The organism is Solihabitans fulvus (assembly GCF_008386585.1).
In the GTDB taxonomy this organism is placed as follows: Bacteria; Actinomycetota; Actinomycetes; order Mycobacteriales; family Pseudonocardiaceae; genus Solihabitans; species Solihabitans fulvus.
Genome location: NZ_VUOB01000078.1, coordinates 24,359 through 37,748, shown reverse-complemented (window position 1 = coordinate 37,748; position 13,390 = coordinate 24,359). Strand labels below are relative to the sequence as shown.

Sequence of the window (13,390 nt, the reverse complement as noted above, 5' to 3'; positions counted from 1 at the left end):
GGTGCGCGGGCGGCTCGCCCATGCCCTCCCACCAGACGTCGCCGTCGTCGGTGAGCGCCACGTTGGTGAACAGGGAGTTGCCCTGCTCGATGGTGCGCATCGCGTTGGGGTTGGTGTGCCAGTCGGTGCCGGGCGCCACGCCGAAGAAGCCGTTCTCCGGGTTCACCGCGTACAGCCGGCCGTCCGCGCCGAACCGCATCCAGGCGATGTCGTCGCCGAGCGTCTCGACCTTCCAGCCGGGGATGGTCGGCTCCAGCATCGCGAGGTTGGTCTTGCCGCAGGCAGACGGGAACGCTGCTGCCACGAAGTAGACCTTGTTCTCCGGCGAGGTCAGCTTGAGGATCAGCATGTGCTCGGCCAGCCAGCCCTGGTCGCGGCCCATCACCGAGGCGATGCGCAGCGAGTAGCACTTCTTGCCGAGCAGCGCGTTGCCGCCGTACCCGGAGCCGTAGCTCCAGATCATCCGCTCCTCGGGGAACTGGGTGATGTACTTCGTGTCGTTGCAGGGCCAGGGGACGTCCTGCTGACCGGGGGCCAGGGGCGCGCCGACCGAGTGCAGTGCCTGGACGAACTCGGCGTCCTCACCGAAGCGCGCAAGTGCCTGCGTGCCCATCCTGGTCATGATCCGCATCGAGGTCACGACGTACTCGGAGTCGGTGATCTCCACGCCGAGCATGGGCTTTTCGGCGTCGAGCGGGCCCATGCAGAACGGAATCACGTACATCGTGCGGCCACGCATCGAGCCCCGGTAGAGCTCGGTCATGGTGGCCTTCATCTCGGCCGGATCCATCCAGTTGTTCGTCGGACCGGCGTCGGCCTTGTCCAGCGAACAGATGTAGGTCCGCTCCTCCACCCGCGCCACGTCGGAGGGGTCAGACGCCGCCCAGAACGAGTTCGGCTTCTTCTTCAGGGGGACGAACGTGCCGGCGTCGACGAGCTTGGCCGTCATTCGATCCCATTCAGCATCTGAGCCGTCCACCCACACCACCTGTTCCGGGCAGGTCAGCTCGGCGACCTCACGAACCCAGCCCAGCAGCTTCTGGTGGTCGGTCGGCGCCTGGTCGAGACCGGGAATGGTCACTGCCGTCATCTCGTCTCGTCTCCTGACTGCGTGCCATCAGCCACACCGGGCGGCACTGACCGGTGTGGACGGCGACGTCCTCGGAAATGGCTCTGCCACGCCCGGGTCGGACGGGCGTGTCGTTTAAGGGGATGGACAGAGGCTAGCCGGGTTAATCCCGGGTAGCCGACACCTGACCTGTCGGTTGCCTCACAAGACCGATTCTGGAATCGATTCAGCACTCGTTTACCAACAGTGGTTTCGATGCTGCCGAGGGTGATTGGTCGGGAAATGCGAAGACCCCGTCACGGTGTGCTCCGTGACGGGGCCGAAGTGGCTCTCCGCGATTGTCAGTCCACTGCTCGGGCCGCTGGCCAGCGTGGATCCGGGCTCAGTTGGAGCTGATCCACTGGCCGGTGGTCGAGTCGATCCGCACGACGCCGTCGGCCGCGCTGCCCTTGCCGTCGAAGTCGACGGCGCCCCACACGCTGTCGCTGTCCTCGCGCAGGCCGCTCTTGGTGTCCGGGGTGTAGTGGCCGGTGCTGTCGATCTTGCCGTGCTCGACCTCGGTCCACTGGTGCTCGCCGGTGTGCTGGAGGACGTGCACCTCACCGGTCTTGGTGATCTCGACCTCCTGGTCGGCGTGACCGGTGTGGTTGGTGTCGGTGTACAGCCAGGTGTTGCCGTCGGCGTCCTTGACCACGGCGGTGTCCGGCACGCCGTCGCCGTCGGTGTCCTCGGTGGCCGGCCCGACGTTCTTGTCGCCGTCCTTGGTGTCCACCACGATCGCGTTGCCGGAGTGGCTGGTGCTGTCGTGCCCCGCGGCGTTCGGGTCGACGGCCGTCCACTTGCCGGTGTGCTCGTCGAACTTGGCCGCGCTCACGGGCTTGCCGTGCGCGTCGTAGGTGGTCTCCAGGTCGGCATGCCCGGTGTGGTGCGTGTCGGTGTACACGACGTGGCCGCCGTCGTCGGTGTCGACGACCGCGCTGTCCAGATGGCCGTCGTGGTCGTAGTCGTAGGTCTCCTCGGCGGTGTACTCCTGACCGTCGACGGTGACCTTGAGCTCCCCGTCCGTTCCGCCGTGCTCGTCGATGTACACCGGGCCACCCCTATCCAGGTCCTGCCAACGCTTCTGTACCCCTACGACTCACCGTAGGCCCGTCCGGTTCCCGCACAAAGCCCGATGTCGGTGAGTCCGCCGTTTCACGCGCGGTCGCGCAGCTCCCTGATGTTGCCGAGCAGCTGTTCGACGCGGTCCCGGCCCGAGGTGACCTCGGCGAGCCGCTTGCCGACGACACCGAGTTCGCGGCTGCGTTCGCCCGCCTCCATGCGCATGGCCTTGTCGACGTCCCGCAGCTCGGCCTCGATCGCGTCGATCCGCCTGCCCAGCGCCTCGTCCAGCGCCAGCGACAGCTGCTGTTCCGCCTCGATGAGCTGCTCGGCGACCAGCTGGTCCAGCGTGGACCTGGCGTCCGCGATGGCGTCGGTGAGCCACTGCTTCATGTGCTGCTTGTCGGCGGCGTGCTTGCGGGTGCGCGCCATCCACCAGCCCGCGCCGAGGCCGAGCACGATGGTGACGGGCAACACGATCGGGTTGAGCGCGGCGACGCCGATCAGCGGCATCGCGGCGAGCCTGCCGACGCCCATGCCGCCGGACAGGCCCATGAACACCAGCAGCTTGTCCTCGGCGGTCGGCGGGCGCTTGTCCGGCGGGCGAAGCACCACGGGCGGCTGCGGGTCCCTGGCGAAGCCCGCCCGGATGACGTCCAGCTCCTCGGCCGAGAACAGCTCGGCGAGCGCCGCGTCGGCCACCCCGGACAGCCGCTGCGCCAGGCCGGTGCTGATCCGCCCCGACGTCAGCTGGAGCGCGCCGTCCACCTGCTGCGGCAGGCCGGCGAGGGCGTCCCGGTCGGCCGCGTCGATGGCCTGGCGGAACCAGTTCTGCACGTCCCGCATCTGCCGGCTGACCTCGTGGCTGTTCTCCACCCTGGCGCGCTGCATCTCGCCGCGCAGCTTCACCTGCCAGCCCCTGGTCGAGGACCTGCGCTGGACGGTCAGCTCGTCCCGGCGCACCCGCAGCGTCTCCGCCTCGTCCTCGCCGGTGGACAGGGTCCTGCGCCGCGCCTCGAGTTTCGCCTGCTGCTCGGCCAGCACGGTGGACAGCGCGCGCAGCGTGTTGGCCTCGCCGAGCATCGCGGCGCGGCCGACCACCAGCTCCTGCAACGCCGTCTGGAGTTCGGCGACGCCGGACCGGTCGCGCAGCATGGCCGCCGCGTCGGGGTTGGGCGCCTTGGCCGCCATCTCGAACATCCGCGCGGACACCGGGTGGAACACGGCGTCGGCGAACCGGGGCGCGTGCTCGGCGAGCAGCGCCTTGTTCGCCGCGAGCATGTCCCGCCAGCCGCGGTACTGGTCGGTCTTGGTGAGCGCGAAGACCACCGTCTCCACCCGCTCGCCGACGGTGTGCAGGAACGTCAGCTCGCCCCTGGTGAACGGCGCGGACGCGTCCACCACGAAGAGCAGCGCGGTCGCGGTCGCGGCGGCCTCGGCGGCCAGCTCCCCGTGCATCGAGTCCAACCCGCCGACACCGGGAGTGTCCACAATGGACATGCGTTCCAGCAGCGGGATGGGCGCGTCGACCTCGACGTGCCTTGGCGGCAGCCTGCCGTCGGGCAGCTCGCGGTTGACCGACGCCCAGTTGGGCAGCTCGTTGAGTGGGAACGGCACCGGTTCCAGCGCGCCCGGGTAGCAGGCGCGGGCGGCCCACTCCGCGCCGTGCCGGAACACCAGGTAGGTCGCCGTCGCGACCTCGGCGTCCACCGGCGACAGGCCCTGGCTCACCAGCAGCGCGTTGACCAGCGAGCTCTTGCCCCGGTTGGTCTCGCCGACCACCACGACGCTCGCCGCGCCGCCCCGCCCCGCCCGGATCTCCTCGACCCAGTCGGCTGCCTTCGGGTCGCTCTCCCTGACCAGGGTCGTCAGGCGTTCCCGTGCCTGTCGAACCGCCTGCGGCAGCGGAACCGACACCGCCGAGGTCATTCGCCGGTCCGCGCGGTGTAGACGGTGACGATCGGGACGCGCAGCGTGCGGCCTCGGTCGACGAAGCCGACCACCTCGGTCTCCGCGACCACACCGTCGAGGGCGGGATCGTCGGTCGGCACGGTGCCGCCAGCCTCGTGGTGGGCCGGGTCGAACCGGTGCCCCTCCGGCCGCACGGCCGTCACGCCGATGCCGGCCAGCCCCTCCTCGATCCGCTCGACCACGCCGGCGCTGCGCGCCCGGTCCATCGCGTACAGGCAGAGCTGCACGAGCGATCTGCGCTCGGTGAGTGCCTGGTCGAGCAGGTCGTCGCCGACCGCGAGGTGCTCGGTCTCCGTCATGGGCGCCACATCGGTCTCCGACGCCTCCCAGCCCGGTTCGGTTCCCATCAGCCACCCCCGCGAAGTTGCTGCCAGATCAGGAAGTACGCCCGGTGCACGACGTGCGCGACCCGGCTCTGCGCCGGGGTCGCCCCGAACGAGGCGAACGAGCGCCACCACCCGGCGCGCTCCAGCGCGTAGGCGGTCAGCTCGTGCGCCGGCCGGCCGCGCAGGCCGAGCTGCTCGCCGAGGTCGGCGCTGCTGCCCACCCGCAGGACCTCCTCGGCCAGGTCCTGCGGCATCGCCACCGACCCGCCCGCAACCAGCGTCAACGCCTCAAGCAGCCGCAGCTGATGCGCCTCCGGCCTGGCCAGCAGCACCTCGATCGCGTCGTGCACGCGCTGCCGCTCGCCCGCGTCGCCGGAGGCGTGCGCCAGCGCGGTGATCGAGGCGAGCGCGGCCGCGGCCTTGATGCCGTCCGCGCGGGCCCGGAACACCGCGTCCAGCCTGCCGCGCACGGCGGCGAGGCCGGACGAGTCCAGCAGAACGCGGCGCAGCGCGCCAGCGGTGATCGCGGGCTCAGCGTCCAGCGCCGTCAGCGCGCGCCGGATGCCGTAGAGGTCCAGCCGCTCCAGCAACCGCTCCCTGGTGCCGGCGGGCACCGCGCAGTCCCAGGTGGTGAACAGGTCGGCGCCCATCAGCATGGTGTCTCTGGTGGCCTCGTCGAGCGCGGCGAGCTGACGAAGCGCGTCGGCGTCGGCGGAGGTGAAGCCGCCGGTCTCGGCCGACTCGGCGAGCAGCCCGATCACCGGCAGCACGTCGGCGACCCTCGGCTTGAGCGAGTCGGCCTGCTTCGCCGCGAGCAGCGTCGCCGCCCGCCACACGTCGCCGTCGGCGCCGGCCACCGACTCCGGCGCGATCGTGTCGGCCTTGTTCAGCACGGCGATGGCGTTGACCGGTCCGGCCTCGCGCCGCCCGGTCGCCGCGGTGAACACGGCGAGGGCCTGCTGGTCGTCGGCGCGCACGCCCTGGGTCACCACGTACAGCACGGCCTCCGCGCCCGCCACCGCGCTGCGCGACACCGGGTCGAGGCCGCCGGTGTCGGCGGCGCCGAGCAGCGCCTCGGTCCTGGCCACCGACGCGCTGTCCAGCGAGCCGAGGCCGGGGGTGTCGATGACGGTGAGGTCGCGCAGCACCGCGTTGGTGAGGTACGCCTCGAGGTGCGACACCTCGCCGATGTCCATGCCGAGCGAGGCGGGGATCATGCCGGTCGAGTCGAACGGCAGCACCTGGCGTCGTCCGTCGGTGCGCACCACCTCGACGCGGTCGACCGTGCCGTACTGGAAGCGGGTCACCAGCCGGGTGCACTCGCCGACGTCGGTCGGCGCGACCCTGCGCCCGATCAGCGCGTTGACCAGCGTCGACTTGCCCGACTTGATCCGCCCGGCCACCGCGACCTGGAGGGGAGCGGACAGCCTGCGGAGCACCTCGCGGAAGCCGGCGGCCGTGCCCTCGGACACCTGCGGCTGAAGCTGCTGGCACAGGGTGGCGACCGCGGCCGAGAGCGGGCCGGCCAGGTGCTGCTGCTCTGTCGCCGTGCTCACGGAGGGAATGGTGCCACGCGCCACCCGCGCGGTGGGCCGGTCGGTCGGCACCGGGCTGCGCCGAGAATCACTCGATGGGGCGAACCCGACGAACCGGCCGGACATCGATCATGAGCTGGGGTCCGCCCCAGGTCGTACGGCCAGGTCAACCCCCAGCCGGACGCCGGGGGGCGAGGCGAGTACCTAGGCTCGTGTCGTGCGGCGGCTGAGCCTGTGGATGCGAGCGCACCCGGTCTTCGGGGACACCCTGATCGCCGGGTTCATCGCGCTGTTCGACTTCGGTATGGAGGCGGCCGGCCGGCCGATGCCGTTCCCGGTGCTGATGTTCACCGGCGCGCTGCTGGTCGTCCCGCTGGTCTTCCGCCGCAAGTATCCGGTGGTCGCCTGCTACCTGGTGGTCGGCGGCGGCGTCGTCCAGCTCCTCACGCTGTCGGCGAACCTGGGCTCGCACGACGTGCCGATCCGCTTCGCCGACCTGTCGCTCGGCATCGCGCTCTACACGATGGTCGCCTACGTCGGGCGGCGGCAGGCGCTGCTCTACGCGTTGTGGCTGGCCGTCGGCACCGTGCTGTGGGCGGCCGTGGCGGCCACGCGGCAGAGCGGGTCGTCCGCCGCGGCCGGCACGTTCGCCGCCGTGATGATCTTCGCGTTCTGCTGGGCGATGGGCGCGTTCGTCGGCGCCCGCCGCGCCTACCAGGTCGAGCTGGAGCAGCGGCTGAAGCTGCTGGAGACCGAACGGGACCAGCAGGCCAGGATCGCCGTCGGCTCGGAGCGGGCCAGGATCGCCCGCGAGCTGCACGACGTGGTCGCGCACGCGGTGAGCGTGATGGTGGTGCAGGCCGACGGCGCCGGCTACGCGCTGCGCAGCGATCCCGACCTGGCCGAGACCGCGTTGCGGACGATCTCCGAGACCGGCAGGCAGGCGCTGACCGAGCTGCGCAGGCTGCTCGGCGTGCTGCGCAGCGACGAGGACCCCGGCGGGGAACGGACCCCGCAGCCGGACGCGCGGGGCCTGGACGAGCTGGCCGACAAGGTCCGTTCGGTCGGGCTGCCGGTGCGGCTGGTGACCAGCGGCGACCTGGTGCACCTGCCGGTCGGCGTCGGCCTCGGCATCTACCGCATCGTGCAGGAGGCGCTGACCAACACGCTCAAGCACGCTGGCGCGGGGGCCAGCGCGGCGGTGCACGTCACCAGAACGGATGACCACGTCGAGCTGGAGATCTCCGACGACGGCTTCGGCACACCGCACGACCTGGTCGCCGTCTCCGGCGGAAACGGCCTGATCGGCATGCGCGAGCGGGCCGCCGTGTTCGGCGGCACGCTCGACGCCGGGCCCAAACCGGGCGGCGGCTGGCGGGTCAGGGCCGTGTTGCCGTTGACCGCCAACGCGTGACGACTACGTAGGGTGCGTGCTGTGATCAGGGTGCTGCTAGTCGACGACCAGGAGCTCATGCGGATGGGCTTTCGCATGGTGCTCAACGCCCAGGAGGACATCGACGTCGTCGGGGAGGCCGGCGACGGGCTCGACGCCGTGCACCTCGCCGACAAGCTGCGGCCGGACGTCGTGCTGATGGACGTGCGGATGCCGGTGCTCGACGGCGTCGAGGCCACCAAGCGGATCTCCGAGGCCGGCACGGCGAAGATCCTGGTGATGACCACCTTCGACATGGACGAGTACGCGCTGTCGGCGCTGCGCAACGGCGCGAGCGGCTTCCTGCTCAAGGACACCCCGCCCGCCGACCTGGTGTCGGCGCTGCGCGCGGTGGCCAGCGGGGACGCGGTGGTCTCCCCGAGCGTCACCAAGCGGCTGCTCGGCCGGTTCCTCGGCGAGGCCGGCGGCGAGCTGCGCGACGCCGCCGTGCTCAACGTGCTCACCGAGCGCGAGCGCGAGGTGCTGATGCTGATCGCCAAGGGCATGTCCAACACCGAGATCGCCAAGAAGCTGTTCCTGTCCGAGGCGACGGTGAAGACGCACGTCGGCCGCATCCTGGCCAAGCTGGAGCTGCGCGACCGCGTGCAGGCCGTGGTGCTGGCGTATGAGACCGGCCTGGTCCGCCCCGGCGACGCCTGAGCCGGCCCCCTGCTCAGCGGTACTCGCCGGGGTCGGCGGTGGCGGGGTCGACGCCGGCCAGCAGGACCTCGTCGAACCAGCGGCCCCAGTCGGGGCGGGTGCCGTCGAGATCGGTGAAGCCGTACTCGCGCATCAGGCCCCACGAGCTGAGCGTGCGGCCGGACCAGCGGGCCACGTCGGGGTCGGTGGCCAGCGCGACGACGGCGCGTCCGACGTAGTTGGGCGTCTCGGACATCGCGTAGTTCGGGTCCTCGGCGTCCCGCCAGTTCTGTTCGGTGACGCCGAGGATGTCGAGCATCTCCTCGGACCGCAGGAAGCCGGGGGTGAGGGCCACCGCCGTGCCGCCGAACGGCTTGAGCTCCTCGGCCAGCCTGCGGCCGAACATGCGCAGCGTGTCCTTGACGGCGTCGTAGAACAACGAGGTGCTGTAGGGCTGGTCGCCGTCTCCGTCGGTGACCTCGACCAGCAGGCCGCCGGGGCGGCGCACCAGCAGCGGCAGCAACCGGTTCAGCGCGACGAAATGCGACTCCACGCCGTTGCGCCACATCCGCAGGCCCTTGTCGAGGTCCTGTTCCCAGATCGGCTTGCCGAACTCGGTCAGCGGGTTGCCGCCCCAGGCGTTGTCCACCAGCACGTCGAGCCGACCGTCCACTTCGGACTCGATGCGGTCGCGCAGCGCGTCGACGTCCTCGACGACGGTGAAGTCGCAGCGCAGTGCGATGCCGCGGCCGCCGGCCGCGTCGACCAGCTCGACGGTCTCCTCGATGGTCTCGGAGCGGTCCATCCAGCTGCGGTGTTCCCCGCTGGTGCGCCCGCCGACGAACACCGTTGCCCCGGCAGCGCCCAGCTCGACGGCGATCGCCCTGCCCGCCCCGCGCGTCGCGCCGGTGACCACGGCGACCTTGTCTCCCAACGGCTTGCTCATTCCTGGCCCTCTCCCTGGTTCGCGGCGACGGGCCGGCTCCAGCCGGCCAGCACCGCGTTGACGTCGTGGCGTACCCGGTCGGCGAGCCTGCCCTTCGGCCGCACCGACCATTCGAGCGCGATGCCGTTGACCAGCGCCGTGAGCACCCTGGCGGCCCGCGCGGGCGACGGGGCGCCGGGCAGTTCCGGCGCGGCCGCCCGCACCATGGCCCGCACCGCGGTGTCGATGGCCGCGAAGTGGTCCGCGAGCAGCCCGCGCAGCGTCGGGTCGAGCAGGTCCATGCCGAGCGCGGCGAGGTTGTTCGTGGCGATCTCCGGGTCGTCGATCCGGCCGTACCAGTCGACCAGCGCCGCGCGCAGGCCGTCCAGGGGCGACCCGCAGGCCCCGGCCACCGTCCGCATCCTCCGCGCGACCTGCCCGCTCTCCGCCTTGGTCACGGCCTGGAGCAGGCCGTTCCTTGAGCCGAAGCGCTGGGCGACGGTGCCGACGGAGACCCCGGCCTCCTCGGCCACCTCGGCCAGCGTGAAGCCCGGTCCACGGCGGTCGATCAGCGTCACGGTGGCGGCGAGCAGGTGCTCGTCGGTGATCGTTCTCGGGCGCGGCACGTCGTTATTGAACCACGATTCACCAACGTTTGTGAACCGCGATTCACTAACTGGCGGCGAACAGCGCGCGGGCCGCGGCGGCGACCAGATCGGGGCGCTGCTCCGGGATCAGGTGGCCGCAGTCCGCAAGCACCCGCACGGTCAGGTCGTCGGCGTGCCGCTCCCCGCCGCGCAGGAACGCCTGCGGCACAAGGACGTCCCGGCCGCCCAGCAGGATCTCGGTCGGCACGGTCAGCCGCAGCGCTCGGTTGCGGCGCAGCCTTGGCAGGTCGTGGAGCACAAACTGCCAGTTGAGCGCCTGCCCGGCCCGCGCGTTGGCCGGCAGCCCGCTGGCGTCGGCGAACTCCGCCACCGCCGCCGCCGAGGTCGCGCCCCAGCGCCGCAACAGCCAGCGGGTCAGGCCGGGCCACCGGCGCAGCACCGCGGCGCCGAGCACCGGGTACTCCCAGAGCGCGGTGTGCCAGAACCGCCAGGCCTGCGTCCGCATCGCCCGGCGGTCCGGCCACGGGTGGACCATGTTGAGCGCCAGGTGCCGACCCACCCGCTCCGGCGCGCGCAGGCACAAGGCGAACGCCGTCCACGCGCCCCAGCCGTGCGACAGCACCGACACCCGCGCCAGGCCGAGCGAGTCGAGCAGCGCCAACAGGTCGTCCACCCTGGTCGCCGTGTCGTAGCCGGTGGCAGGCGCGTCCGACCAGCCCGCGCCCCGGAAGTCCGGGCACAGCACCCGGTGGTCGGCCGCCAGCAGCGGCACGACCTCCCGCCACGCGTACCAGTGCTGCGGAAAGCTGTGCAGCAGCAGGATCGGCTCGCCCGCGCCGGCCTCGGCGACGTGCAGCCGGACGTCGCCCGCCTGGACGAACCGGTGGGTCACGCCATCCACCTCAGGAAACGGGCGGTCCTGCGCGGTGGTCCTGGTCATCGGTCGGTCCTCTCCTGCGGAACGGGAACGCCAGGAGGAGGCGTCGGGCGGGCCCTCCCGTTCCCGGCCAGAATGTGATCCAGGTCGCGGGAACGTTCCGCCGCGAGCGAGCCTCCTCAGGACGAGGAACCCCGCAGCCGAGGAGGCCGCAGAGCCGAGATGTCCGAACCCGATCGAGTCGAGCTGGTGCGCGCGGCCCAGCGTGGCGACGCGCTCGCCATGCAGGAGCTGCTCACCCTGCTCACGCCGTACGTCGGCAGGCTGTGCGGCCCCATCGCGCTGGCCGACGGGCCGGACGCCACGCAGGAGGCGCTGATCGTCATCTTCCGCAACCTTCGCCAGCTCGCCGAGCCCGCCGCGGTGTTCGGCTGGGCGCGGGCGATCGCCGTCCGCGAGGCCGTCCGGGTGGCGCGGTCCGCAGGGCGGGCGAGGCCGAGCGAACTGCCCGAGGTGCCGGCCAAGGGCGATCCTCAGCTGGCCGCCGACATCCGCGACGTGCTCGACCGGCTGGCCCCCGAGCACCGGGCCGTACTGGTGCTGCGCGACCTGGAGGGGTTGGACGAACAGACCGTCGGCGGGCTGCTCGACGTGCCGACCGGCACGGTGAAGTCGCGGCTGTTCCGGGCGCGCAGGAGCTTTCGAAAGGCGTGGGGCCGATGACCCCGAACTGGCCGGTTGCGGACCTCGATCCGGTGCGGCGGCTTGCGGTGCTCGCCGAGGCCATCCCCGGCGCGGTGTTCGCCGAGGACGTCCTCGACGCGCCGTTCGACCAGGTCTGGGCGGTGGCGGGCGACCTGGAGAACGCGCTGCCCGCGCTGCTGACCGACGTCCGCTCGATGCGGTTCGTCGAACACGACGGCGAACGGCTGGTTGCCGAGGCGCGCAGCCACCTCGGGCTGCGGGACCGCTTCGACGTGGTGCTGCGGCCGGGCTGGTGCCTGATGCAGAGCGGCAGGCTGATCGGCGGCATGGCCGCGGTGGCCGACGGCGACCGCACCCGGTTCGGCTTCCTCGGCGGGCTGCGGCTGCCGGGCACCCGGCTCGCCGGCCCCGCGCTGCGCCGACTCGGCCGACCGATCGGCCGGCGGTTCCTGCGCCGGCTCGGCGAGCGGGTAGCGGAGGTAACGGGGTAGCGGCGGGGATTCCGGTTGGGCGGCTCAGTCCGACACGGAGATCTTCGCGACGACCTTGTCGATCTTGACCCGCACGAGCAGCTCGCCAGGCACCGCGTTGCGCTCGGCGAACTCGTTCGCGCGGTCGGCGCCCATGTACCTCGCGGCGGTCCGGCCGGCCCAGTAGCGCAGCTGCTCGATGTCCTCGTCGACCACGGCGCGGCCGGTGATCGTCACGAAGTGGAACGGGGGCCGCTCGTCGTCGAAGCACAGCGCCACCCGGCCGTCGCGGAGGATGGCCTTGCCCTTGATGGTGTCGCGGCCCGTCAGAAAGACCAGGTCGGGACCGTCGAGGTCGACCCAGACCGGGGCGATGTGCGGCGAGCCGTCCTTGCGCACCACCGCGAGCTTGCCGGTGCGGGCCGGCAGTCCTGACACGAACTCGCGCCACCAGCCCTCGGGGGCCTCCGTGTATGCCATTCGTCAGACGGTAGATCCTCGGCCGACGGCCGGCACGGCCGGACGCGCCGCCGGCGAACCCCTGAGGAAGCCGCCGAAAGAACCAGGGGCGCACTCAGGGTGATCACCGATTCCTCCGACCTGGGGATGAGCGACGGTAAGACTGAAGTTGGTGGGGACTCACGACTACAGACCGATGCGGTCACGGGGTCCGGCTCGGCAGAGTGTGGCTACACCCGCCGACGAGGAGTCCCGGCGGAGGCGGTGCCGGGTTCGGGGGCATGCCGGCACGACGCGAGGTCCACTCACAGGGGGCGTGACAATGATCGAGGCGGTTGGCCTCACCAAGCGCTACGGGCAGACCGTGGCCGTGGACAACCTGTCGTTCACCGTGCAGCCCGGCAGGGTCACCGGGTTCCTCGGGCCGAACGGCGCGGGCAAGTCGACCACCATGCGGATGATCCTCGGGCTGGACAACCCGACGGCCGGCAGGGTGCTGATCGGCGGCAAGCCCTACAAGCAGCTGGACCGTCCGCTTCGCACGGTCGGCGCGCTGCTGGACGCCAAGTGGGTGCACCCCAACCGGTCCGCCCGCGCACACCTGTTGTGGCTGGCCAGGTCCAACGGCCTGCCCGCCCGCAGGGTCGACGAGGTGCTCGAGCTGGTCGGGCTCACCAAGGTCGCCAAGCGGCGGGCGGGCGGCTTCTCACTGGGCATGTCCCAGCGCCTCGGCATCGCCGGCGCGCTGCTCGGCGACCCCGGCGTGCTGCTGTTCGACGAGCCCGTCAACGGCCTCGACCCGGAGGGCATCCTCTGGATCCGCAACTTCATGCAGGGGCTGGCCGCCGACGGCCGGACCGTGCTGGTGTCCAGCCACCTGCTCTCCGAGATGGCACTGACCGCCGAGGACCTCGTCGTCATCGGGCGCGGCAAGCTGATCTCGCAGGGCAGCACGACGGACTTCATCGAGCGGTCCACGGAGAACACCGTGCTGGTGCGCAGCCCGCACCTGGACAAGCTGCGACCCGCGCTGCTCGACAAGGGTTTCACCGTGCGTGAGGACGGCGACGGAACGCTCACGGTCAGTGGCGCCAGCAGTGACCAGATCGGGGACATCGCGGCCGCCGGCGGCGTGGTGTTGCACGAACTGAGCCCCCAGCGCGGTTCGCTTGAGCAGGCATTCATGCAGCTGACGGGGGACGCTGTGGAGTACCGCACCGATCTCGGCGGAACCGACGGGGTCGCCGACAACTTCGTCCCGGCAGGGAAGTGA

14 protein-coding genes are annotated in these 13,390 nt (G+C 71.7%); 5 read left to right on the top strand and 9 right to left on the bottom strand.

Translation table 11 applies throughout. The annotated features are described in order from the left end of the window. The 5 genes from F0L68_RS37235 to F0L68_RS37215 all read right to left on the bottom strand — a co-directional run. Positions 1–1,090: phosphoenolpyruvate carboxykinase (GTP) (locus F0L68_RS37235; protein WP_149854616.1), on the bottom strand; the 1,090-nt coding region annotated here is incomplete at its 3' end. A gap of 361 nt (positions 1,091–1,451) precedes the next feature. After that, complete coding sequence (locus tag F0L68_RS37230) at positions 1,452–2,159, bottom strand: hypothetical protein (protein WP_149854615.1); 708 nt, start codon at positions 2,157–2,159, stop codon at positions 1,452–1,454. A 104-nt stretch (positions 2,160–2,263) separates the two neighbouring features. Next, positions 2,264–4,099, bottom strand: a complete 1,836-nt coding sequence (locus F0L68_RS37225) for a dynamin family protein (protein WP_149854614.1) — start codon at positions 4,097–4,099, stop codon at positions 2,264–2,266. Then, positions 4,096–4,488 carry a nucleotide exchange factor GrpE gene (gene grpE / locus F0L68_RS37220; protein ID WP_188317035.1) on the bottom strand — a complete coding sequence of 131 codons (393 nt, stop codon included), beginning with the start codon at positions 4,486–4,488 and terminating at the stop codon, positions 4,096–4,098. The genes F0L68_RS37225 and grpE overlap by 4 nt, the downstream gene beginning before the upstream one ends. Beyond that, positions 4,488–6,023 (bottom strand): dynamin family protein, encoded by a 1,536-nt coding sequence (locus F0L68_RS37215; protein ID WP_223199480.1) that lies wholly within the window; start codon positions 6,021–6,023, stop codon positions 4,488–4,490. Before F0L68_RS37215 ends, grpE begins: the two co-directional genes overlap by 1 nt. A 217-nt stretch (positions 6,024–6,240) precedes the next feature. Here F0L68_RS37215 and F0L68_RS37210 point away from each other — a divergent pair, with 217 nt between their 5' ends. Together F0L68_RS37210 and F0L68_RS37205 are read left to right on the top strand one after the other, a co-directional pair. Beyond that, on the top strand, positions 6,241–7,416 hold the full coding sequence (locus tag F0L68_RS37210) for a sensor histidine kinase (protein WP_149854619.1): 1,176 nt from the start codon (positions 6,241–6,243) through the stop codon (positions 7,414–7,416). Positions 7,417–7,437: 21 nt separating this feature from the next. Beyond that, on the top strand, positions 7,438–8,094 hold the full coding sequence (locus F0L68_RS37205) for a response regulator (protein WP_149854612.1): 657 nt from the start codon (positions 7,438–7,440) through the stop codon (positions 8,092–8,094). Between the two features lie 13 nt (positions 8,095–8,107). Here the strand turns inward: F0L68_RS37205 and F0L68_RS37200 are convergent, their stop codons facing one another. Genes F0L68_RS37200 through F0L68_RS37190 form a run of 3 tightly spaced genes read right to left on the bottom strand, consistent with a single transcriptional unit; the run spans position 8,108 to position 10,546 of the window. After that, the gene (locus tag F0L68_RS37200) at positions 8,108–9,019 is read right to left on the bottom strand and encodes an SDR family oxidoreductase (protein WP_149854611.1); all 912 of its coding nucleotides are present in this window, start codon (positions 9,017–9,019) and stop codon (positions 8,108–8,110) included. Beyond that, on the bottom strand, positions 9,016–9,624 hold the full coding sequence (locus F0L68_RS37195; RefSeq protein ID WP_149854610.1) for a TetR/AcrR family transcriptional regulator: 609 nt from the start codon (positions 9,622–9,624) through the stop codon (positions 9,016–9,018). Before F0L68_RS37195 ends, F0L68_RS37200 begins: the two co-directional genes overlap by 4 nt. Before the next feature lie 46 nt (positions 9,625–9,670). After that, on the bottom strand, positions 9,671–10,546 hold the full coding sequence (locus tag F0L68_RS37190) for an alpha/beta fold hydrolase (protein WP_149854609.1): 876 nt from the start codon (positions 10,544–10,546) through the stop codon (positions 9,671–9,673). Positions 10,547–10,705: 159 nt separating this feature from the next. Between F0L68_RS37190 and F0L68_RS37185 the strand changes: the two genes are divergently transcribed. Next, positions 10,706–11,206, top strand: a complete 501-nt coding sequence (locus F0L68_RS37185; protein ID WP_149854608.1) for an RNA polymerase sigma factor — start codon at positions 10,706–10,708, stop codon at positions 11,204–11,206. Next, positions 11,203–11,679, top strand: a complete 477-nt coding sequence (locus tag F0L68_RS37180; RefSeq protein ID WP_149854607.1) for a hypothetical protein — start codon at positions 11,203–11,205, stop codon at positions 11,677–11,679. Before F0L68_RS37185 ends, F0L68_RS37180 begins: the two co-directional genes overlap by 4 nt. 24 nt (positions 11,680–11,703) lie before the next feature. Here the strand turns inward: F0L68_RS37180 and F0L68_RS37175 are convergent, their stop codons facing one another. After that, on the bottom strand, positions 11,704–12,138 hold the full coding sequence (locus tag F0L68_RS37175; RefSeq protein WP_149854606.1) for a PPOX class F420-dependent oxidoreductase: 435 nt from the start codon (positions 12,136–12,138) through the stop codon (positions 11,704–11,706). A 301-nt stretch (positions 12,139–12,439) separates the two neighbouring features. Here F0L68_RS37175 and F0L68_RS37170 point away from each other — a divergent pair, with 301 nt between their 5' ends. Beyond that, a complete protein-coding gene (locus tag F0L68_RS37170; protein ID WP_149854605.1) occupies positions 12,440–13,390 on the top strand; it encodes an ABC transporter ATP-binding protein in 951 nt (316 codons plus the stop codon).